We start from the raw sequence: 20,028 nt of genomic DNA, 5'->3' as shown, positions 1-20,028 counted from the left end.
ATAGACGGCCCCGCATCCGCCGATGCGGGGCCGCTGTCATTTTGTCGCTTCCCATTTTCGCCCGGCTCGGCATAGACCTATGCCCATGCACCGGATGATCCGCTCCATAACTGCTCTCAGCCTCGCGCTGATCCTGTCGCTCACCAGCGTCAGCATGGCTTTGGCACGCGGCGATATGGCGGTGCATGGCACGATGATTCTCTGCCTCGGCGGTATGCAGGTCACGGTCGCCATCGGCCCCGATGGCCAGCCGATCCTGCACGAGCATGTCTGCCCGGATTGCACCATCGGCGCGCTGGCTCTCAGCACCGATCGTCCCGCCGCAGAACCAACCGGACTCTCGCGCCGCCTGGCGCAGACGCCACACGCGCTCTCGATCCATCCCTCTCCCGTGCACGGAGGTCAGGCCCGCGACCCGCCCGCGAATCTCGCCTGACACCCAACAACCCAGTTTTCAAAACTTGCACGTATGGAGGGACATCTCATGTCCATCAAACCGCTGGCGCTTGCCGCCGCCATCACCCTTGGCCTCACCTTGCCTGGCACTGTTCAGGCCCATATGATCGTTGAAGATGCCTATGCCCGCTCGGCCAGCGCCGTGGCGCAAACCGGCGCGGCCTTTATGGCGATCACCAACCATAGCGATATGGATGACCGCGTGATCTCCGCCACGTCCGACGCCGCTCAGCGGGTCGAGCTGCACACGCATATCGAAGACGGCAATGGCGTGATGCGCATGGTCGAGGTCGAAGATGGCTTTTCGATTGCCGCTGGGGAAACGCATATGCTCGCCCGTGGCGGCGATCACATCATGTTCCTGGGCCTGACAGCCCCGCTTGTGCATGGCGAAGAGGTCGAAGTCACGATCACCTTCGAACATGCCGATCCGGTGACGATGATGATCCCGATCGACCTGGAACGCCAGGATCATGGCAGCATGGATCATGGCACGATGAGCCACGGCACCGACGGCTGATCCGGTTGGAATTTCGGCCGCTGTGGCTCTGTCCCTGCCATTGTGAGAAGCGGTCGAATAGCGGCGTGCCATTATGGTCCATCTTCGATGGCGCGCCGCACCTACGAGGCCAGGGCTCAGCCCCGCAACACCGCCGCGACCCAGGCAGGCACCTCCGTGCTGGCCGCCCCGGCGAAGACCTGATCGAACAGGCCCGGCCTGCGGGTTGGTTCCAGATTAATCTCCACCGTTTCCGCGCCCGCGATCCGCGCTTCCTCGACCAGCCCGGCGGCGGGATAGACCTCGCCCGAGGTGCCAATCGACACAAACAGATCCGCCACGGACACCGCCTCGTAAATCGCCTCCATCTGATACGGCATCTCACCGAACCAGACGATGTCGGGCCGCGTCGCAGGTTTGGCGCAGGATGGGCAGGCACCCTCCGGCGCCATCGCACGCGGCGCCGGCCATCGGTGCCCACAAGCCGCACAAAGCGCGCCGGTCAGGGCACCATGCATATGGATCACCCGGTTTGATCCGGCGCGTTCATGCAGGTCGTCCACATTCTGAGTGACCAACAACACCTCGCCCGGCCAATCCCGCTCCAGCTGCGCCAGCGCCTCATGGGCGGCATTTGGCGCCGCATCCAGCGCATTGGCCCGCCTTGCGTTATAGAAATCATGCACCAGCGCCGGATTTCGGGCGAACCCTTCGGGCGTCGCGACCTCGGCCAAGTCATATTTCGTCCAAAGCCCGTCCTTGTCGCGAAACGTGCCAAGACCACTCTCGGCGGAGACCCCCGCGCCCGTCAGAATGACAATCCGTTCCATCTGCGCCCCTTTCATGGCAAACCTGCCCGAAAGGAGGGGCCGATGACCACCCGTATCTTATGTGTCTGCCTGGGAAATATCTGCCGGTCCCCGACGGGCCAAGCCGTCCTGGCCAGCACCCTGCCTGGGATCGAGATCGACAGCGCGGGGACCAGCAATTGGCATATCGGTGATCCGCCCTATGGCCCGATGATCGCGGCCGCTTTGAAACGCGGATACGACCTTTCGGATCAACGGGCACGGCAAATCGGCCCGGATGATTTCAACGCCTTCGATCTGATCCTAGCGATGGACCGCAAGAATCTGCGCGATCTCGACGCCATGCGCCCCGCCGGTTCACACGCGCAATTGGCCCTTTATCTGAGCCTTTCGCCGGACACGCCCGAGGACGTGCCCGACCCGTATTACACGCGGGATTTCAACGAGACCCTGGATCTGATCGAGATCGGCGCGAAAGCCTGGGCGGCTCAGCCGCACATCGCCTCAGCAGTATCACCGAAGGAGCGGTAGCGGGTCCAAAACGCCTCATCGCTGGCGCGGTCCGATGTCCGCATGTCCTGCGCCCGCTGCGGGTCCGAGAAGAACCGCGCCGCTTGGCGCTGATCCGACCGGTTGAGCGTCATATCCGCCACCGTACCAATACAGTTGCAAAGCTGCCGATTGGCGGCGCGGCGATCCGACTGATTACAGGCGCGTTCGATCACATTGGCGGAAACCGGGGGGGCGATGGGGGCGGTGGCCATCATCAGCGCCACGGCCACTAGGGCGAATTTCTTCATCTCGAAGCCTCATTCTTGCACGCAAATCGCGGGTCTGATGCCCGCCTCATTGCCCGCAAGAATGCCTCAAGACGGATGATTTTTCAACTGACAGGCACGTGACGCGCATCAAGCCGCCCGGGGCCTCTGCATCTTGCTGGCAACGGTCTCATCGGCCACACGATCTGGCCCCACACTGCGGTCTGCCGCGCGGATGAAAATTGCCTCCAGCGTCGCGTCCAGCGCTGTCAGCTTCTCGCTGACAAACCCCTCCCGGTCTTCGATCCGCAGAATCTCCGTCGCCACATTGATGATGCCCCCGGCATTGGCCACATAATCCGGCGCATACAGGATGCCGCGCTGATGCAGCGCCGCGCCATCCGCCTCGGTGGCCAGTTGGTTATTCGCGCCCCCCGCCACGGCCTGCACCCGGAGCGCCGGGATCGTTTCGGCATTCAGCACCCCGCCAATCGCGCAAGGCGCCAGAACATCGGCCTCAACCGCCAAAATCTCGTCAGGTGCCACCGTTGCCGCGCCAAAACTCTGCGCCGCCCAGGCGACACGCGCGGCATCGATATCGGCCACCGTCAGATCCGCCCCCGCCGCGCGGAGCAGCTTGCACAGATGCCAGCCAACATGGCCCAACCCTTGGACCGCCACATGACGGCCCGCCAAAACCGGGCTGCCAAAGCGATGTTTCGCGGTGATCCGGATCGCATTGAAAATACCCCGCGCGGTGATCGGCGAGGGGTCACCACTGGCAAAATCGCCATCCGGCAGCCCCGCCACATAAGGCGTCACCGCCGCCATCACAGCCATATCCGCCGGGCTCATCCCCATATCTTCCGCCGTCCAATAACGCCCGGAAACGCCATCGATTGCCCGTGCGAAAGCCCGCAGCTGCGCCGCCGTCTTCGTCTTCGGATCGCCGATGATCACCGCCTTGCCCCCGCCCAACGGCAGATCGGCGGCCGCATTTTTGAACGTCATCCCGCGCGACAGCCGCAACACATCCTCCAGCGCCGCCGCCTCACTGGGATAGTGCCGCATCCGCAGCCCGCCCGCCGCCGGCCCAAGCTCCGTCGAATGAATGGCGATAAACCCGATCAACCCGCTTTCGCGGTCTTCAACCCGGATCACCTCTTCATGGGTGGGCGCGGCAATAGCTGTGACGTTCATGGGGGACCTCCTCTTTGCCCCAAGCCTAGCGTGACCAGATTAGGGATAGTCGGTAAAGATAAGCTTTGCATGCGCCGGTTTTGGCGATTATCCCCAACAGATGACCATTCCTTGGAGATTTCCAGCCATGGACGCCATCGACAAACGAATTCTCACCACATTGCAAGAGGATGGCCGAATCCCGATCATCGACCTGGCCGAGCGTGTCGGCCTCACACCCACCCCCTGCGCCCGCCGGATCGCCCGGATGGAGGCCGAGGGCATCATCACCGGCTACACCGCCCGCGTGGATCAGACCAAATTGGGCTACCCACTAACCGTTTTTGTCTTTGTCGAACTGGACCGCCAAAGCCAGGACACGATCCGCGCTTTCGAGCGTGCTGTGGCTCGGTTTGACGAAGTCGTGGAGTGCCACCTGATGACCGGCACCCGCGATATCCTCCTGAAAGTCGTCGCCCCGGACCTCACGGCCTTCGATCAATTCCTCGAACACAGCCTGATGAACGTCCCCGGCATCCGCGCCACCCGGTCGAGCTTCTCGCTGAGGCAAATGGTGGCGAGGGAGGTCGTGCCGGTGGGTTAATGTAACCGGGCGTGGACGATATTTGCGGTGACATCCGCCTCGCCCAACGCCTTGAGCGCCTCCAACCGATGATACCCTTCGATCAACACATACCGCCCCTTGCCCTGCCGCACACGGATCGGCGTTGTCTGCCCGTTCTCCAGAATGTCATTGGCCAGTGCCTCGACCTTATCGGCCTCCAACGTCTTGGCCCGTTTGACGGGGACATAAACTTCAGCGATCGGGACGGAGATGGTCTTGGGCATGATTTCAGCCCTCTAGCGGAAACGAGTGACGATAGCATCGCGGAATGAGAGCCGAAAGACGGAACCCAGGTTTCCAGAGGCATGCCAGCGACAATCGCATCGGATTCCAAACCGACCTTCGGATTAACCACAACGCAAGCCGGGCGAATGGCCTGCCCGTGGGATGGCGCAGCACCGGTCTTGCGGGTCGATTTACGGCAGCCAAGCCCCTCCATCCTATGAAGAAAGCGGAGGTTGCAGAAGCGCCAGCCCGACCGAACGGGCAGGCGCTCGCCCGGCGCCTTCGGCTTGCTCCCGGGCGCTCCGCGCATCCAGCCAGCTCCGCCACTGTTCCGCATGGCCCACACAAAGACGCGTCAGCGGCATTGCGCATCAAGGGGCGAGAAACGGCAGCCAAGCCTGAGCAGCCTTCAACACGGATTCTGCCTTTGCAGGATTCAGAAAGAAGTAACCTCCACCAGCGGCTGGCACACCCCACTTGATCGTCGTATCGATCATCAGATCGGCCTTTCGTCCGCACCAAGCGATGATGAATCTTAGAGCGGCGGCGATTCGATCAATCAAGCCCGCGACGCGCTCGGTATCCGGCTCATCCGCGTCGACTTCTTCCTTAAGGCCCTTGATGCTTTCCCAAAGAACGATAACCTGTTCAACGGTCTCTCGATCATCGATTTCGATGGGTGGGTTGTTGCCGCCCATGCCAAGGCGCTTTTCCTTAATCAGGGCTTGATCGACCTCGAGCTCAGCAATTCGCTGCCGCAGGTCGAACTCTGCTTCAATCCGCGCGATCTCCTCAGCCACCGCCTCCGGCCCGGCCTCCCAGACCTTATCCGGGATCAGCGCAATCTGTTCCTGCAGATCCCAAGGCAACGGATCGCCCGCCATCGCGCGGTCATACCATTTCGCCCAAAAGGTCCAAGGACCGCCAATGGTTAGGGCACTATCGACCGATTGCGTTACCGGCGTAACGATGTTGCTCAATGGAGCGGGTAGGTCGATGCGAAACGCGGCCAGACGAAGAGAATCCATTTCGTTGGCGGCAACGCGGGCGACATCGGCAGCGACACAAGCGACGACGGCATCGGCGGGAAAAACCGTCGTTGCAGCGGCGTCCGCTGCAACGATTGCGAGATCATTAGTGAGTACTGCGCCAGCTGGAAAAGCCGCGACAGCGGCGGCGTCGGCAGCACGGAAGGCATCGGCAACAGCGCCGCTATCGACCGCACAAAGGGCGGCTCGGGCGGCAGCACGCGCGGCCGGACTCGCCGCTCGAGCAGAAAGGTGGATCGCCGAAGGTCCACGGATCGAGCCAGCGACTGGCCCGGAAAAAAACAAACCAATCGACGCCCCGCTAGCGGCGGCACAAGCTGTGAGTTTGACATCCCGACTAGATCGCGCCGCGATGACCCCAGATGTTAAGCCCGCCCGCAAGCTAGCTAGCGTCAAATGCGGCGCACCCTCAAACCCATCCACGCGCGTGGCGAACGGTAAAACCCGCATTGTTGCACGATAGGCAATCGCAACCGAAACCTCTTGCGGCTGCGTCTCCAAAAAGACCCGGAGCTCATTTTCGCTGGTAACCATCATATAAACCCTCGCAGCGGTGAAACTTAACGCCGACCGTTCCGCACACAAGCCACTTTCAGATGGATGTCGAGTTTTGGCCTGCTCGCGGCTCGAATGTGCCGTTCGATCCTCTTCTGGCTTTCGACCGAACCGTGGCCCGCCCCGCCTCTCGGCTACATCCCGTTGAAACACACACCCAAGGGCCGTCCATGACCAACCTCTCCCGCATCCGCAATTTCTCCATCGTCGCGCATATCGACCATGGCAAATCCACCCTGGCCGACCGGCTGATCCAGCTCACCGGGACGGTGGCCGCGCGGGGTCGCATAATGGCAAGATAACGGCTTTGCGGATTTGGCCGCCCAACTCCCGCCTTGCCCTTGTGCTCCACCTGATGCAGACTTCCACCCTGGGACGGCATGGCTGTTTCCGCTGCTCTGTTAGCAAACGGAACAATGCGGATTCATACTTTGGGAGGAGTATGTCATGACATCCAAGACCGCAGGGGCCACACCTCCGGACAACGTCACGCCGCAGCCGCGGGCCCTGCCCAAGGTCAACAAGATAACTGCACGCGATATCACCGCGTCGCTGAAGGCCGGGGTTTCCGACTTTCTGGCCCGTCCCGTCATGAGCGGCTTTTTCGGCCTATTCTACGCCATGTTCGGCATCCTGTTCATCTGGACCCTGATCTGGCTCGACATGATCTGGATGACCATTCCCGCCGTCGTTGCCTTTCCGCTGGTGGCCCCCTTCGCCGCCGCCGGGCTTTATGAGATGTCCCGCCGGTTGCAGAAGGCAGAGAGCTTCGGCTGGTCAGACATCCTCACCGTCATGGCCCGGCAACGCAAACGCGAGATGGGTTGGATGGCCTTTGTCACCCTGTTCGTCTTCTGGGTGTGGATGTACCAGGTTCGGCTTTGGCTGGCGATCATCCTGCAGGATGCCGCCTTCTCGGATCTTGACGGATTTTTGACCGCAGTCCTCTTCACGCCCCAGGGATGGACCTTCCTGGCCATCGGCACCGTCGCAGGCGCGTTCTTGTCCGCCGTTCTCTTCACGGTGACCGTCGTCGCCATGCCAATGCTGCTTGATCGGGAGGACATCGATTTCGTGTCCGCCATGCTCACCTCCATTCGTGTGGTTACGGAGAACCCAGTGGTCATGCTCACCTGGGCCGCAATCATTTCGGTCACCATGCTGGTGTCGCTGGGTCCAGCTTTCCTGGGCCTGATCGTCACCCTCCCGATCCTGGGCCATACCACCTGGCATCTCTATCAACGAGCTGTGACACCGGCGGAGGGGTGAGCGAAAGCACCCGAGGGCACGATTTGGGGCCGCCGAGTCCGTGTCCAGAAGGTCCACACGGGACAGGCGCGCGCCTTACTTTCGGCCCATTCTGGACCTTCGCTCTACCTTCACGATACTGTGATCGCAGCGCGCATACATGCCGTTCGCTGCGAATGCGAAATCCAGAGCTGACCGACCTCACAATCTGCAGGACGAAGCCGTCGCTTGGCTAACAGATGTCGATGTTTGCTCGCTGCTGATACTGAACATTCGAGACGAGCTGGACAGACGTGCGCACACGAAAGTCGCCTCCATCATCAAGCTCCTCGCGGGGGTCTGATCTCGGTCCAGATTAGGCGCAAGGGCTGCGAGATGCGCGAGACGTGCCTTCGTACCGACAGCGTCCATCGTTGGGCTCGGCCCGAACGGCGCCGGGCGGATCTGGGCTTGGCAGCTACATGGATGTCATCTCACGGCATCTGACAACCTCACCGACATTCATATGGCCGATATGTCCGCGATCGGGAAACCAACCCCGGCGAGCCACGGCCGCCACGCTCCCGACGTTCAGAGGTTGCTATCGGGCGTTCCAGATCACCTTGCCGAGTTCCGCCGTATCATAGCCGCCATAGGCCTGCGCCCTTCTCTCGAAATCCGTGGTCGCGCAGAACCTCAGCAGTTTTTGCATCGCCGTGTCGAACCAGGATTTGCGGTCCACAATCAGAGCGAATTGTTCCTCGATAACGGGCAAAAACTCCAGACCGTAGCTCTGCGCGACGGCCTTTAGCCCGAAAGTGACATCCGCATTGCCGCGCCGAACCGCCTCGACGGCCTCGTCCTCAGTGCGTGCCACGTCCGCAAGTTTCAAGCGGGACAGGTCCAACCCCTCTTTCTTCGCGATTTCGCGAAACAGGGTCTCCGTGCCGGATGTCGTCTGACGCGGAACGAAACGGCCGCCCGCAAGATCGGACAAACCGGCAGGAACAAATCCGTCCGCATGATAGACCAGCCCCCGCTGTCGCGCAGCGAACGTGACAAGCACCGCATTTTGATCTGCGGCCATCGCCGACACGGCCGGCACATTCCAACGATCTGATTTCGCATCATGAATGTGCAACCCCGCGGCAACCCCCTCGCCCCGCGTGAAGCGGTCGAGCCCGTCGAGCGACCCGTCATAGTAGCTTGCCAGGCCGCAGCGTGACTGGCGGATCGCCCAGTCGAGCAATGGATCGTGGCTGCCCAGGATAATCGGCGGGCGCGCCTCGGCACGGCGTTCCGGCGGCGCAACACCGCCGGATTTGGCCTGCTCAATCCAGGCCCGGATCTCGGCGGCGGGAAACAGCAGCTTGCCAGTTGCCCTGGAACACGGGACGCTACCGGACGAGGCCAGGTCGTATATCTTGCGCTCCTTCAGCCGAAGGAGATCGGCCAGTTCCTTGACTGTCAGGTATTCGTGATCCGGTAAGACAAAATCTTCCATGGCATCTTGGTCGGTTAGCGGGGCTGTATTCTATCCGCCTTCTCGACCAACTTATCAAGTATGCCGCACGGTTGGGAAGAACAGCTGCTGGTCATCAGGCAGGTCGGATGATCGATTTTCCGCCGACGGTGATCACCGCGCCGGGCCCGGCGAGAGCGCGGCGGAACCGGGCAAGACCCGCTGTCACCAGCCGCAACGGACATCCCTGAAACACTTGTGAGTGGAGTGCAGCGGTCTACGACACAGCGCGCGGACCATCTCGGCACACTGAAAAGACGGCGATGGTCATCATCACTGGCGCATGTTCCACACCCAAAAACCAGCGCCCCGAGCCAAAAAATGGAGGGAGAAGAGAATGCCGATGTTCCCTGTGGGAGCCCTCTCAGAGCGCTCATGCCGATTAGAGCTGCGTTGCGTCGTGGCAAGCGCTCGAAGGCGAGGTCGAAGGCTGAACTGTTCTTTTGCAAAGCCCTCTCGGTTCGCATTTTTTCCGGAGCTTTGTCAAAGCTACGACGCTCAAATGAGATTTCAAGGCTAGATTCAGGCCAAAATTCCGGCCAAAATCACAAAAAGAGCGTCGTTGGGCGAGAAGTGTATACGCAAATTGTTGCATAATTTACCGAGGGACTCGTGACAAATCTGAATGATCTGCGGACCAATGAACAAGCGGTCGATCTCTCGCCCGCGTCCGATGCGACCCTGCGTTTCATCGGGACAATCCTAACGCCGTGGCAATCCCGCGACGATTGTCCGCGTCAGGGCCGCCTTGACGGGCCAGAGTGTCGACTGGTGCTCAATCCGCTGTGGCGCGGCGCTCTGCGTGGTCTCGAAGACTATGAGATGATCGAGGTGCTCTATTGGCTGGACAAAGGCCGACGCGACCTGATCCTCCAAAGCCCGAAAAGCGATGGGCAAACCGTCGGAACCTTCGCCCTTCGCTCACCCGTGCGGCCCAATCCTATCGGCACCTCCATCGTCAAGCTCGAAAGGATCGACGGGGGCGATCTGTATGTGCGCGGCCTCGACTGTCTCGACGGGACGCCTCTGATTGACCTCAAGCCGGACCGCTGCGCGTTCACACCCAAAGCGCCTGCGAAATCGGGCGACACACAAAGCGAAGCATAATGATTAGTGCGGGATCAGCATGCGAGAGTCGCGCAATCCGGGAGCCACGCTCGCGCTTGCGGTTACACCCCTCATTGGCGGAAGAGGTTTCGCTTTTCGCGGCAGGCAGCCTGAAAGCCGCCCTGTCGGATATGGCGGCTGACTACAGCGCGACCCACGGAACAGCGGTTGCCATGACTTTTGGGCCGTCGGGTCTGATGCATGACCGTATCGAGGCCGGGGAAACCGCCCATGTCTTCGCCTCTGCGAACATGTACCATCCGAAGACGTTAGAAGGCGCGGGACGGGGCGGTCCTGTCACGGCGTTCGCACGCAATCATCTCTGCGGGTTGGCAAGACCGGAGGTGAGTGTGTCTTCCGAAGCGCTGCTTGAGGTGATGCTGTCAGGCAACGTGCGCGTGGGCATATCGATGCCGAAAGCTGATCCGTCCGGTGACTATGCCTTCGAGTTGTTCGACAAGTCGGGACATGCGGACACCCTCAAGCGAAAGGCGCTGCACCTCACCGGCGGCGCTGACAGCGCCGAACCCCCAGAAGGCCACAACGCGTACGCATGGGTGCTGGACAGCGGTCAGGCCGACATCTTCCTGACCTATCGCACCAACGCGGTGCTTGCGCAGAAGGAGAGCCCCGACCTGCAAATCGTGCCGGTGCCGGAGGCCTTGTCGGTCGGTGCGGATTACGGGCTGATCGTCCTTGATGGCGCGCCGGAAAGCGCTTGGACGCTCGCGCGGCACATCCGGTCACCGGCCGGTCAATCGGTCCTGGCCGAACACGGTTTCGACACAGCGGCCGCCTCGGAGGAGAACTGATATGCGATACTTGTTGTTACTTCTTGTCGTACTGGCTCTGCCCGCACAAGCGCGCACGATCACCGACAGTGCCGGGCGCGTTGTGGAGATCCCCGACGAGGTGAACACCGTCTTTGCCGCGGGCCCACCGGCGTCGATCCTTGTATACATCATGAAGCCTGAGGCACTCACCGGCTGGCCACGCGCCCTGCGGCCAGCGGAACGCGATTACATCGCAGCGCCCTATCGCGACATTCCCGAGACAGGGCGCATCACCGGGCGCGGCGGTGAAGCAAACCTTGAGCGTGTCCTGGAGATCCAACCCGATCTGATCATTGATTTCGGTTCTGTTCGCGACACCTATGTCGACCTTGCCAACCGTGTTCAGGAGCAGACCGACATTCCCTATATCCTGATCGATGGCCGGTTCGAGAATACACCCGCCGCGCTCCGGCTGCTTGGCGAAGCGCTTGGCGTGCCGGAGCGCGGCGAGGAACTGGCGGCAGATGTCGAAGCGACCTTCGCCCGGATCGACGCCATCCTTGAGAACGTCCCCGAGGAAGAGCGGCCCCGCGTTTATCTGGCGCGAGGACCGGAAGGGCTCGAAACGGGCATGAAGGGCTCGATCAATACCGAGATTATCGAACGTGCTGGCGGGCGGAACGTCGCAGACGATGGGGGCACGACACGCGGGCTTGTCCAGGCCTCGATGGAGCAGGTCATCGTGGCCAACCCCGATACCATTGTGACCTGGGATCCGAACTTCTACGGATCGGCGTTCGACGACCCGCTCTGGCAGGGCATCGACGCCGTGCGTGATGGTCGGGTCTATCTGTCCCCCACAGCGCCTTTCGGTTGGATCGACCGCCCGCCATCGCTCAACCGGATGATAGGGCTGATCTGGATGGCGGGCCTGCTCTATCCAGACCAATGGCAGGGGGATCTGCGCGAAGATACCCGCGCCTTCTATGAACTCTACTATCATGTCGATCTGACCGAAGAAGAACTAGAGAGGCTGCTCGAATGGGCCGAGGGACGACCGCCGATGTAACGCAGCGACGACGTCCGGTCCTGACGCTGACGAGTTGGCTGGCGCTGTGTTTGACGGCGCTGGTCTTCATGGCGGTGATGATCGGGCCCTTCGGCCTGACGCCCGGTCAGACGCTGATGGCGCTGCTGGGACGCGGCGATCCCCAAGCCGAAATCGTGGTCTGGAACATTCGCATGCCGCGTGTCGCCGCGGCGCTGCTGGTCGGCGCGGCGCTGGCCGCGGCTGGGGCGAGCTATCAGGCGCTGTTCCGAAACCCTCTTGTGTCTCCGGATATTCTGGGGGTTTCGGCGGGGGCCGGCCTTGGCGCGGTTGCCGGCATCTTTTTCTCAATGCCGGTCGCCGCGATCCAGGCTTCGGCCTTTGTCGGTGGCATGGTCGCCGTTGGGTTCGTGATGCTGGTGGCATCCATGGTCCGCAACACCGACCGGACGCTGACTCTGGTGCTGATCGGTGTGGTGATCGGCGCCCTGGCCGGTGCTGCGACCTCTCTGCTGAAGGTCATGGCCGATCCGTATGATCAGCTTCCCGCGATCACCTTCTGGCTGCTGGGCTCGCTCGCGGCGATCACCACCGAAGATATCCTGCCCGCGCTGCCCATGGTGCTGATCGGGCTTGTGCCGCTGGCGCTGCTGCGCTGGCGTATCAATGTCCTGAGCCTTGGCGATGAGGAGGCCCGCGCCCTCGGGATCGAGGTCGGGCGCACCCGCTTTCTGGTCATCGCGGCGGCCACGCTGATCACCGCGAGTGTCACCGCATTGGCCGGTGTCGTCGGCTGGGTCGGCCTTGTCATCCCGCATATCGCGCGGATGCTTGTGGGCCCTGGCTTCGGGCGGCTGCTGCCGGTCTCGATTCTGATCGGGGCGGGATACCTGCTGATCGTCGATACGCTTGCCCGCACCATGGCTCAGGTCGAAGTGCCGCTCGGCATTCTGACCGCCGTTATCGGTGCGCCGTTCTTCGTCTGGCTGCTGGCCTTTGGACGGCGGGGGTGGACCTGATGCTTGAGGCGCGGGATTTGGCGATCGGATACGGCAAGACCGAGATCGGCGCGGGCCTGACCCTCGCCGTGCACCCCGGAGATATTCTCTGCCTTCTGGGGCCGAACGGATGTGGCAAGACAACCTTGTTCTGCACGCTGCTTGGGCTTCTTCCCGCGCTGTCAGGGCAGGTTCTGCTTGGCGAGAAATCGATCACAGCACTGAGCCGTGCCGAGATTGCCCGGCGGGTTGCCTATGTGCCCCAGGCCCACGCACCGCCCTTTCCGTTCGACGCGCTTGAGGTGGTGCTGATGGGACGCACCTCGCGCCTCGGGATGTTCGAGCAGCCCGGACAACAGGACCGGGACATTGCCTTGAACGCGATGCAGCAACTCGGCATCGGGGATCTGGCGCACAGGGATTATTCGCGGCTGTCCGGCGGACAACGGCAGCTTGTGCTGATCGCACGTGCGCTGGCGCAAGAAGCGCCCCTGATCGTGATGGATGAGCCGACCGCCAGCCTCGATTTCGGCAATCAGGCTCAGGTGCTGGCGCAGATCAAGACGCTGGTCAGAGATGTCGCGGCGGCCGGGCGCAGCGTCATCCTGTCGACCCACGACCCCGACCAGGCGTTTGCCCTGGACGCCCGTGTCTTGCTCATGAAAGACGGGCGGACGCACGCGGAGGGTCGCGCAACCGATGTCCTGACAGGGCCCAATCTGAGCCAGGTCTACGATCTTAAGATCACTGTCGAAACCACCGGTTCAGGCCGCAAAGTCTGCCTGCCGTCGCTCGGCCGCCAGGCCGCGCCGATGACGACATCCGATGCCGTGGTAAATGTCTAGGCAGTCTTGCCCATCAGTAGCCTCAGATCGTCTGACCTAGGCCTTGGTGATCATCGCCGTCACCGACACCGATCCATATTTCGAAATGGACAATACCTTGTCGGTTGCTCAAGCAGGTTCGGTCAGCCTGTTCGGTGCAGACAGTTTCATCTCTCACGCCGGCCTTGGTTTGCGGTTGCGGCCGGACCTATGATCAGGCGTGGGAAATCCAGCATGTCCCTTATGATAAAGAGATGTGAGTGAAGGGTCAGCAGATTCCCAGCTGCCGCTTCGATCTTCGCGAAGCCAGTGGCGCGCTCGGCGATATCGGGACGCTGTTGCCGTTGATGATCGGCGCGATCGCGCTGATTGGCTGCCTGCGTCGAACGTGTTGCTGTGTTTCGGCCTGTCCTATATCGCCACGGGCCTGATCTATCGTCCGCCAATCCCGGTCCAGCCAATGAAGGCAATCGCCGCGATTGCGCTGGTGAGCGAGATCACACCCGGCGCCATCGTCCTGAGCGGCGTATTGATCGGCCTTGTTCCCCTGGCATTGGGTGCCAGCGGCCTTATCGACAAGCTTGCGCGTCTGGTGCCGCAGTCTGTCCTCTCCGGGCTGCAACTGGGGCTTGGGATGGCTCTGGGCTGGATTGCGCTCGGCCTGATGACAGACCATGTCGGTGTTGGTATCGTTTCACTAGGTGTCGCGGTCGCCGCTTTGCGCTTCGGGGCAGGCTTGCTGGTTCTCGCTCTGGTGCCGGATCCGTTGAGACAGATCGTGCTGATGTCGATACCGATGACCACATTGGGGGCGCTGCTGCTGATTGCTTCGGTGGAGTTGGCGGCCAGCCAACGGCTGATCGACGCACGACCATCCTGCAGACCCGTCATGGCCGTTACCGCACTGGGCACGGTCTTGGGGACACCATTGACAGGCTTGATCCTTGGCACGCTCGCGGAAATCGTGCGAAAGCGCATCTTGCGTCACGCGACGAACGCTTTTCGGTAGCCGGATGTCCGCTGCGCCAATCGCACGAGGCTGTTGGAACGACCCAGAAAGCCGCAATAGATCAAGAAGAAACCCAAAACGCGATCATCGCGACAGGGCAATAGGCCACGCGATCGAAGGGTGAACATGTGTTGCGCAGGGACTCGCCGGATTTGTTGAAATCAGGCACCAATCGCTGTCATCCATCACGGAACTAGCTCACCAAGCGTCTTGAACGGCGGCTTTGATCGACCTTTCATAAGTCGGTGCGGAAAGCAGTATCTGGGAGGTTTGGGCTCCATGCCAACCTCGGAGGCAACGCAGAATGTTTTGATAGAATGCTCTGGTCAACGTCGGGTTGTCGTTTTGGAAGGTCATGGCAGATCGGAGGATCAGTCATGGAAACACCAAACTTATCTGCAATACGTGCCCTACACCGCTCCGGGAACAAGGGCCGCATCGTTGGTCAGAAGCGACCAGTGAAACCAAAGCACGTCTGGTCAACTCGGGTGCGACTCGAATTGGTCAAGAACCATCGCAACTTTGCTCTTCTCAACATGGCAATCGACAGCAAGCTGTGCGGCTGTGAGCTGGTGAAGATGAAAGTGGCCGACGTGATGGTGTCGGGTCAGATCAAGGAACGCGTCTCTGGCCTGCGAAGCAAGATTCAGAAGCCAGTGCGCTGTGAGATAGACGCGATCACGAAATCCCTTTGATCCCTTTGCTTTCGGGTGCAGTTCAAGCAAGACCTCGCAAATTGGTCAATGACCAGCTTGGACGCAGCGCCCGCATTTGCGGCCAAAAACTCGATCACGCGACAGTTCATACTAAAAAAGCTGTGAGTGCCCGACTTGGGAAACGGCCGATATCAGTGCGCGGGAGGACATGCTGGAATAGTCCTTGGAGGCAGTCTGCTCCGCGGGAGCTCCGCCTTTCGGTTGCGGGCAAGTGGGCGAACAGACCCGGCCCGGCCCGATCGGTGCTTGCTTTACTCCGCAGGGTGGGGCGATAAAACTGGTCGCATGGCAAAACAGAAACAGGTCACGCTGACACAGCTGCGCTCTTTCGTTGCGGTGGCGCGCCAGGGGTCGTTCACGCGGGCGGCGGAAACGCTGGGCATGTCTCAGCCTTCGGTCACCGCTGCGATCCAGCAGTTGGAGCAAACGCTGGGGCTCACACTCTTCGATCGCTCGACCAAGACGCTGCGCCTTGCGGCGGCGAGCCGATCTTTCCTGCCGGCGATGGAACGCGTCCTGAACGATATGGACACCACACTGTCCGGCGTCCAGTCGATTGTCGAAGGGCAATCGGGCCATGTCGCGGTGGCCGTTTTGCCCTCGGTTGCAACGAGGATCCTGCCTGAAACGATCAAGGGGTACTCGAAGGCGTTTCCCGGTATTCGCCTGGCATTGCGCGATGATAACTCGTTCGGAATATGTGAAAAGGTCGCCAATGGCGAGGTCGATATCGGTGTCGCCGGGCGCACGGATCAAGTCATGGGGCTGGAGTTCGAACCGATCATACGCGACCCGTTTGGTGTTGCGATGCACCGATCCCATCCGATGGCATCCGAACAAGGGCCGGTCCGTTGGCAGGAGTTGGCGGCGTACCCGTTTATCTCATTCGCATCCGACACCGGCATCCGGCCGATCCTGGATTCCCTTGACCCGGTGCCCGAGAACATCTCGGTTCCCTGGGTCGAGGTGTCGAACATTGCCACGGTTCTGTCCCTGTTGAAGGCAAACCAGGGGATTTCGGCGCTGCCGCAAATGTCGGTCGACCCGCGGGATCGCGATATCGCCTTTCGCATTCTGATCGACCCGCCCAAATTTCGGGAACTGGGTCTAGTTACGCGCAAGGGGCGGTCCCTGCCTCCGGCGGCGCAAAAATTCGTGGACTACATGAAAGCCGCCCTACGGCCCTATTGGGAGCGCGGGCCGGGGTCCTAGAGCCGCCTCGGGCTATTCACTTATACAGAAAATCTATGAAGGGCTCAATTTTATCTGAACTTCGCATGAAACTCGTTGAGTTGTTGCGCAATTCGCCCGCTACTCTCCTGACCATCTCAAGGGAGGCGACAATGACAAGACACTTTGGCCGACGCGGCGTTTTGACCGCAGCCGTTGCACTGACGACGGCATGGATGCTTGGGCCGACCACTGCCCAGGCCGAAGATCCGGCTTTTCTCAACATTGGTGGCGGACCAAGCGGCGGCACGTTCAACGTTGTGGCCACGGGTCTTGGTGACCTGCTCCGCGAGGAATTCCCGGATAGCATCGTCGGGGTGCAGCCGGGTGGCTCTGGCCCCAATCTTCTCCGCGTTGGCGCGGGCGATGCCGATTTGGGCCTGACCTCGGCAAGCAATGCCTCCGACGCCTGGGCGGGTCGCGATCCGGCGACGCCAGAGGCCCCGATCCAAAACGTGCGCGGGCTGATGACCTTCTTTCCGAGCGCAATCCAGATTTGGGTGGACGCCGACTCCGACATCCAGTCGGTCGAGGATCTTGTCGGACGCCAGATCAGTGCGGGCCAGCCTGGTCAGACTTCCTGGAACGCCTTCAACAATCTGCTCGCGGTTTATGGGATGAGCATTGAAGACTTGGAGGTCGATGGCGGCCAGGTCCACCACCTGAGCTGGAGCGAGTCGCAAAGCGCGCTGCGCGACGGACAGCTCGATGCCGTGATGTGGGTGGCGCTCTATCCGCATTCCACAGTGCTGGCGACCGAAACGGCCCGCCCAATCCGGGTTCTGTCATTGGATGAAGACCGGGTGGAGGCGTATCTTGCTCAATATGGCAGCGGGTTTGAGCAGGTCACCCTGCCTGTGGGCCTCTACCAGGGGCAAGCTGAACCGGCCATTTCGGTTGGGACCAATACTTTCCTCTTTGCCACAGACGAGATGCCGGACGAGACGGCCTATCGGGTGACGTCTGCGATCTGGAACAACCTGGAACGGTTTCAGCAGACCCATGCTCTGCTGCAATTCATCGAAGCTGACACAGCCGGTCGCGGCATGTTGGTGCCGTTGCATCCTGGCGCTGCACGTTTCTACGCGGAACAGGGCATCCCCATAGACGATCCGCGCCTGAACTGACGGCGGGTCCGACGACACCAAGCCGCGCGTGTCCCCGCGCGCGGCTTTTCGGAGACGGCACGCCCGATCTCCGTTGCCACACCGCGATGCAAGCTCGGCTCGTCGCGCCCCCAGTTACAAGCGAAAGACAACGCCCTCATGCCGATCAATGTGGATAAAGCCATTGCCATTCTGGCTGTGTCGATGGGCGTGTTTCACCTCATCGTGGCGTCTCCTTTCACCCTGTTTCCCGATCTGGTGGTGCGGGGCACACATCTGCTCTTTGCGCTCATGATCGGGTTTCTGGTCTATCGCCTTTCGGGCGGCTGGCGGCGGAATGGCATTGACGCCGTGCTCATTGCCCTGTCGATCATCTGCGTCGGCTATATGATCATCTTCCACGCCTCGATTGTGGTCCGTCCGCCCTGGACGCAGCAGGCCAGCCCGATCGAGCTCTTTGTAGCCTTTGGCACCATCGCGGTTGTGCTGGAACTGACCCGGCGCTCGCTTGGCATGGCCATATCCGTGCTTTGCCTGATCTTCATCTTCTATGGGTTCATCGGCCCGCATCTGAGGCACGTGGATTTCCTGCGACCGCTGGCGCATAGCGGGCTCAGTATCAACGAGTTCGTCGACCAGATGTATTTCAGCTTCGAGGGCATTTTTGGCGTCGCTCTGGGCGTTTCGACAAACTTCATCTTCCTTTTTGTGGTCTTCGGCGCGTTGTTGCAGATCACCGGCGGCGGAGACTTCTTTGTCAACGTCACCAAGGCGGCGACTGGGGCGACCCGGGGCGGCCCCGCCAAGATGGCGGTCGTGGCAAGTGCTCTGATGGGCACGATGTCCGGCAGTTCTGTGGCCAATGTGGCAACGACCGGCGCTATCACGATCCCGATGATGAAGAAGATGGGCTATCCCAAGACCTTTGCCGGCGCTGTTGAGGCCGTCGCATCAACCGGGGGGCATGTATGAACTGCCTCCCCCTGCAAGTGGTTTTTGATGCACCTTTGACCCTGCTTCTATGTATTCGGTCTGTTTGTGGAGCATCGGTTTGCCCCTGACCAAGATGGGAAGTCGCGCGGCATGTGTCTCATTAGATCATCGGCTCTCGAAGGCCATGCCCCCCGCCAGACTTACACACCGCCGATCAGGTCGTTGGTCCATCTCCTATCACTCGCAGATTCCTATGTCTCCTTTGCCCCTTGCTTCAACTACGCCGCTTCCAACGCACTGGGCCTGTAACGTTCCCCCTTGGTCAACACAGCCCATGCGATCCGTGCCAACTTGTTGGCCATGGCAACACCGGCGACATTGGCGTGGGTGCGCTCCTTCAAGGCATCGACCCACTTTGCCAATGGGGTCGAGCGGTCGCGCACGAGGTGCAAAACGGTTCGAGCGCCATGGATAAACAGCTTTCGCAGGTAACTGTTGCCATGCTTGGAAATGCCGATCAGGCGCGCCTTTCCCCCGGTAGTGATCTGCCTTGGCACCAGACCAAGCCAGGCCGATAGATCTCGTGCTTTGTTAAAGCTGCTGCCATCGCCAATCGCTGCTACCAGAGCGGTGGCAATGGTCGGACCCACGCCGGGAATCTCCATCAAACGCCGCATATCCGCATCTTCGCGCGCATGGGCACGGATCTGCGCATCAAGGCCGGTAATGCGGTCGTTTACTGCGGCCAACTCAACGGCCATTTCAGACAACATGTGAACCATACCTGGCATTAAACACTGGTCATCATCATCCAACATCAGCTTCAACTCGCGCTGAAAGACATGGCGGCCAGTGCCGATGCGAATGCCCCGTTCCATCAGGAACCCACGGGCCTGGTTCACCAAACTTGTGCGGTTCTGAACGAGACGCTCCCGAGCGCGATGCAAGGCCTGAAGATCAAGCTGCTCAAGAGACTTCAGCGTCACGAATGACATGGTCGGGCGTGTTGCTGCTTCCGCGATCGCTTCAGCATCCCTGTCGTCGGTCTTGTGGACCTTTACATAGGGGCGGACGTAGAGCGGCGACATCAATCTTGGCTCATGTCCATGCTCAGCACAGAAATGGCCAACATGGTGGGCTCCGCCACAGGCCTCCATGGCCACAATGCACGGCGTCAATTCCGCCAGAAAATTCAAAAGCCGATGACGTTGAATGCGTTTGCGCAGCACCACCGTACCGTCACCATCCAGACCAGCCACGCTGCAAATCGTCTTCCCAAGATCAATGCCCAGAACCGCTATATCCATCAGAATGCTCCTCTCTCCGCTGTTTCCGCGACAATAGCCGCGGTCTTGGCGGGAAGGCAGTTCATCCCATTAG

Annotated in this window: 23 protein-coding genes and 1 pseudogene; 17 read left to right on the top strand and 7 right to left on the bottom strand. The window is 61.0% G+C overall.

Going from position 1 to position 20,028, the window contains the following annotated elements; all coding sequences use genetic code 11:
* Positions 1–85 precede the first annotated feature (85 nt).
* Together GTF44_RS18435 and GTF44_RS18430 are read left to right on the top strand one after the other, a co-directional pair.
* A complete protein-coding gene (locus GTF44_RS18435) occupies positions 86–436 on the top strand; it encodes a hypothetical protein (RefSeq protein WP_171562350.1) in 351 nt (116 codons plus the stop codon).
* 48 nt (positions 437–484) lie between these two features.
* A complete protein-coding gene (locus tag GTF44_RS18430; RefSeq protein WP_171562348.1) occupies positions 485–976 on the top strand; it encodes a copper chaperone PCu(A)C in 492 nt (163 codons plus the stop codon).
* A gap of 116 nt (positions 977–1,092) precedes the next feature.
* On the opposite strand, the gene GTF44_RS18425 is transcribed toward GTF44_RS18430, so the two are convergent.
* The gene (locus GTF44_RS18425) at positions 1,093–1,785 is read right to left on the bottom strand and encodes an NAD-dependent deacylase (protein ID WP_171562346.1); all 693 of its coding nucleotides are present in this window, start codon (positions 1,783–1,785) and stop codon (positions 1,093–1,095) included.
* A 42-nt stretch (positions 1,786–1,827) separates the two neighbouring features.
* On the opposite strand from GTF44_RS18425, the gene GTF44_RS18420 reads away from it, so the two are divergent.
* Complete coding sequence (locus tag GTF44_RS18420) at positions 1,828–2,295, top strand: low molecular weight protein-tyrosine-phosphatase (RefSeq protein ID WP_171562343.1); 468 nt, start codon at positions 1,828–1,830, stop codon at positions 2,293–2,295.
* Here GTF44_RS18420 and GTF44_RS18415 read toward each other — a convergent pair.
* Both GTF44_RS18415 and GTF44_RS18410 read right to left on the bottom strand, forming a co-directional pair.
* Entirely contained in the window at positions 2,253–2,531 is a 279-nt protein-coding gene (locus GTF44_RS18415) for a hypothetical protein (protein WP_171562397.1), read from the bottom strand. The genes GTF44_RS18420 and GTF44_RS18415 overlap by 43 nt on opposite strands.
* Before the next feature lie 141 nt (positions 2,532–2,672).
* Complete coding sequence (locus GTF44_RS18410) at positions 2,673–3,722, bottom strand: Glu/Leu/Phe/Val dehydrogenase (RefSeq protein ID WP_171562341.1); 1,050 nt, start codon at positions 3,720–3,722, stop codon at positions 2,673–2,675.
* A gap of 127 nt (positions 3,723–3,849) precedes the next feature.
* Here GTF44_RS18410 and GTF44_RS18405 point away from each other — a divergent pair, with 127 nt between their 5' ends.
* The gene (locus GTF44_RS18405; RefSeq protein WP_171562339.1) at positions 3,850–4,305 is read left to right on the top strand and encodes an Lrp/AsnC family transcriptional regulator; all 456 of its coding nucleotides are present in this window, start codon (positions 3,850–3,852) and stop codon (positions 4,303–4,305) included.
* On the opposite strand, the gene GTF44_RS18400 is transcribed toward GTF44_RS18405, so the two are convergent.
* Positions 4,302–4,550: a ParB N-terminal domain-containing protein gene (locus GTF44_RS18400; RefSeq protein WP_171562337.1), complete on the bottom strand. Its 249-nt coding sequence runs from the start codon at positions 4,548–4,550 to the stop codon at positions 4,302–4,304. The two genes, GTF44_RS18405 and GTF44_RS18400, sit on opposite strands and share 4 nt — an antisense overlap.
* Positions 4,551–4,922: 372 nt before the next feature.
* A complete protein-coding gene (locus tag GTF44_RS18395) occupies positions 4,923–6,137 on the bottom strand; it encodes a hypothetical protein (protein WP_171562336.1) in 1,215 nt (404 codons plus the stop codon).
* A gap of 188 nt (positions 6,138–6,325) precedes the next feature.
* Between GTF44_RS18395 and GTF44_RS18390 the strand changes: the two are divergent.
* Positions 6,326–6,436 (top strand): annotated as a pseudogene (locus GTF44_RS18390) (GTP-binding protein); the annotation flags it as partial.
* A 166-nt stretch (positions 6,437–6,602) separates the two neighbouring features.
* Positions 6,603–7,424, top strand: a complete 822-nt coding sequence (locus GTF44_RS18385; RefSeq protein ID WP_171562335.1) for a DUF2189 domain-containing protein — start codon at positions 6,603–6,605, stop codon at positions 7,422–7,424.
* Positions 7,425–7,983: 559 nt separating this feature from the next.
* On the opposite strand, the gene GTF44_RS18380 is transcribed toward GTF44_RS18385, so the two are convergent.
* Positions 7,984–8,886, bottom strand: a complete 903-nt coding sequence (locus tag GTF44_RS18380) for a helix-turn-helix transcriptional regulator (RefSeq protein ID WP_171562334.1) — start codon at positions 8,884–8,886, stop codon at positions 7,984–7,986.
* Positions 8,887–9,525: 639 nt separating this feature from the next.
* Here GTF44_RS18380 and tsaA point away from each other — a divergent pair.
* The 11 genes from tsaA (at position 9,526) to GTF44_RS18325 (ending at position 18,687) form a co-directional block, all read left to right on the top strand.
* Entirely contained in the window at positions 9,526–10,011 is a 486-nt protein-coding gene (gene tsaA / locus GTF44_RS18375; RefSeq protein ID WP_216365171.1) for a tRNA (N6-threonylcarbamoyladenosine(37)-N6)-methyltransferase TrmO, read from the top strand.
* On the top strand, positions 10,011–10,823 hold the full coding sequence (locus GTF44_RS18370) for a molybdate ABC transporter substrate-binding protein (RefSeq protein ID WP_171562332.1): 813 nt from the start codon (positions 10,011–10,013) through the stop codon (positions 10,821–10,823). The genes tsaA and GTF44_RS18370 overlap by 1 nt, the downstream gene beginning before the upstream one ends.
* Before the next feature lies 1 nt (position 10,824).
* The gene (locus GTF44_RS18365; protein WP_171562331.1) at positions 10,825–11,853 is read left to right on the top strand and encodes an iron ABC transporter substrate-binding protein; all 1,029 of its coding nucleotides are present in this window, start codon (positions 10,825–10,827) and stop codon (positions 11,851–11,853) included.
* The gene (locus GTF44_RS18360; protein WP_171562330.1) at positions 11,826–12,851 is read left to right on the top strand and encodes an iron ABC transporter permease; all 1,026 of its coding nucleotides are present in this window, start codon (positions 11,826–11,828) and stop codon (positions 12,849–12,851) included. Before GTF44_RS18365 ends, GTF44_RS18360 begins: the two co-directional genes overlap by 28 nt.
* Entirely contained in the window at positions 12,851–13,675 is an 825-nt protein-coding gene (locus tag GTF44_RS18355; RefSeq protein ID WP_171562396.1) for an ABC transporter ATP-binding protein, read from the top strand. Before GTF44_RS18360 ends, GTF44_RS18355 begins: the two co-directional genes overlap by 1 nt.
* A 43-nt stretch (positions 13,676–13,718) precedes the next feature.
* Entirely contained in the window at positions 13,719–13,868 is a 150-nt protein-coding gene (locus tag GTF44_RS18350) for a hypothetical protein (protein ID WP_171562328.1), read from the top strand.
* A 42-nt stretch (positions 13,869–13,910) separates the two neighbouring features.
* Positions 13,911–14,663 (top strand): putative sulfate/molybdate transporter, encoded by a 753-nt coding sequence (locus tag GTF44_RS18345; protein ID WP_216365170.1) that lies wholly within the window; start codon positions 13,911–13,913, stop codon positions 14,661–14,663.
* A 377-nt stretch (positions 14,664–15,040) separates the two neighbouring features.
* Positions 15,041–15,358 carry an integrase gene (locus GTF44_RS18340; RefSeq protein WP_171562326.1) on the top strand — a complete coding sequence of 106 codons (318 nt, stop codon included), beginning with the start codon at positions 15,041–15,043 and terminating at the stop codon, positions 15,356–15,358.
* Between the two features lie 306 nt (positions 15,359–15,664).
* Positions 15,665–16,591, top strand: coding sequence for a LysR family transcriptional regulator (locus GTF44_RS18335; RefSeq protein ID WP_171562324.1), 927 nt, complete (start codon positions 15,665–15,667; stop codon positions 16,589–16,591).
* Between the two features lie 131 nt (positions 16,592–16,722).
* Positions 16,723–17,736, top strand: a complete 1,014-nt coding sequence (locus tag GTF44_RS18330; RefSeq protein WP_171562322.1) for a TAXI family TRAP transporter solute-binding subunit — start codon at positions 16,723–16,725, stop codon at positions 17,734–17,736.
* Between the two features lie 138 nt (positions 17,737–17,874).
* Entirely contained in the window at positions 17,875–18,687 is an 813-nt protein-coding gene (locus tag GTF44_RS18325) for a TRAP transporter large permease subunit (RefSeq protein ID WP_171562320.1), read from the top strand.
* Positions 18,688–18,926: 239 nt separating this feature from the next.
* On the opposite strand, the gene GTF44_RS18320 is transcribed toward GTF44_RS18325, so the two are convergent.
* Positions 18,927–19,955 carry an IS110 family transposase gene (locus tag GTF44_RS18320; RefSeq protein ID WP_171563527.1) on the bottom strand — a complete coding sequence of 343 codons (1,029 nt, stop codon included), beginning with the start codon at positions 19,953–19,955 and terminating at the stop codon, positions 18,927–18,929.
* Positions 19,956–20,028 lie beyond the last annotated feature (73 nt).

It is taken from the genome of Roseobacter sp. HKCCD6576-2 (assembly GCF_013179285.1).
GTDB classification, from domain to species: Bacteria; Pseudomonadota; Alphaproteobacteria; order Rhodobacterales; family Rhodobacteraceae; genus Rhodophyticola; species Rhodophyticola oceani.
The sequence above is the reverse complement of the archived record's forward strand: the minus strand, read 5'-3'. Positions and strand labels throughout refer to the sequence as shown.

Excerpts from the sequence above, each read along its gene's own strand:
- GTF44_RS18435 (WP_171562350.1), top strand. The coding sequence starts at position 86 with ATGCACCGGATGATCCGCTCCATAACTGCTCTCAGCCTCGCGCTGATC.
- GTF44_RS18430 (WP_171562348.1), top strand. The coding sequence starts at position 485 with ATGTCCATCAAACCGCTGGCGCTTGCCGCCGCCATCACCCTTGGCCTC.
- GTF44_RS18425 (WP_171562346.1), bottom strand. The coding sequence starts at position 1,785 with ATGGAACGGATTGTCATTCTGACGGGCGCGGGGGTCTCCGCCGAGAGT.
- GTF44_RS18420 (WP_171562343.1), top strand. The coding sequence starts at position 1,828 with ATGACCACCCGTATCTTATGTGTCTGCCTGGGAAATATCTGCCGGTCC.
- GTF44_RS18415 (WP_171562397.1), bottom strand. The coding sequence starts at position 2,531 with ATGATGGCCACCGCCCCCATCGCCCCCCCGGTTTCCGCCAATGTGATC.
- GTF44_RS18410 (WP_171562341.1), bottom strand. The coding sequence starts at position 3,722 with ATGAACGTCACAGCTATTGCCGCGCCCACCCATGAAGAGGTGATCCGG.
- GTF44_RS18405 (WP_171562339.1), top strand. The coding sequence starts at position 3,850 with ATGGACGCCATCGACAAACGAATTCTCACCACATTGCAAGAGGATGGC.
- GTF44_RS18400 (WP_171562337.1), bottom strand. The coding sequence starts at position 4,550 with ATGCCCAAGACCATCTCCGTCCCGATCGCTGAAGTTTATGTCCCCGTC.
- GTF44_RS18395 (WP_171562336.1), bottom strand. The coding sequence starts at position 6,137 with ATGATGGTTACCAGCGAAAATGAGCTCCGGGTCTTTTTGGAGACGCAG.
- GTF44_RS18385 (WP_171562335.1), top strand. The coding sequence starts at position 6,603 with ATGACATCCAAGACCGCAGGGGCCACACCTCCGGACAACGTCACGCCG.
- GTF44_RS18380 (WP_171562334.1), bottom strand. The coding sequence starts at position 8,886 with ATGGAAGATTTTGTCTTACCGGATCACGAATACCTGACAGTCAAGGAA.
- GTF44_RS18370 (WP_171562332.1), top strand. The coding sequence starts at position 10,011 with ATGATTAGTGCGGGATCAGCATGCGAGAGTCGCGCAATCCGGGAGCCA.
- GTF44_RS18365 (WP_171562331.1), top strand. The coding sequence starts at position 10,825 with ATGCGATACTTGTTGTTACTTCTTGTCGTACTGGCTCTGCCCGCACAA.
- GTF44_RS18360 (WP_171562330.1), top strand. The coding sequence starts at position 11,826 with ATGGGCCGAGGGACGACCGCCGATGTAACGCAGCGACGACGTCCGGTC.
- GTF44_RS18355 (WP_171562396.1), top strand. The coding sequence starts at position 12,851 with ATGCTTGAGGCGCGGGATTTGGCGATCGGATACGGCAAGACCGAGATC.
- GTF44_RS18340 (WP_171562326.1), top strand. The coding sequence starts at position 15,041 with ATGGAAACACCAAACTTATCTGCAATACGTGCCCTACACCGCTCCGGG.
- GTF44_RS18335 (WP_171562324.1), top strand. The coding sequence starts at position 15,665 with ATGGCAAAACAGAAACAGGTCACGCTGACACAGCTGCGCTCTTTCGTT.
- GTF44_RS18330 (WP_171562322.1), top strand. The coding sequence starts at position 16,723 with ATGACAAGACACTTTGGCCGACGCGGCGTTTTGACCGCAGCCGTTGCA.
- GTF44_RS18325 (WP_171562320.1), top strand. The coding sequence starts at position 17,875 with ATGCCGATCAATGTGGATAAAGCCATTGCCATTCTGGCTGTGTCGATG.
- GTF44_RS18320 (WP_171563527.1), bottom strand. The coding sequence starts at position 19,955 with ATGGATATAGCGGTTCTGGGCATTGATCTTGGGAAGACGATTTGCAGC.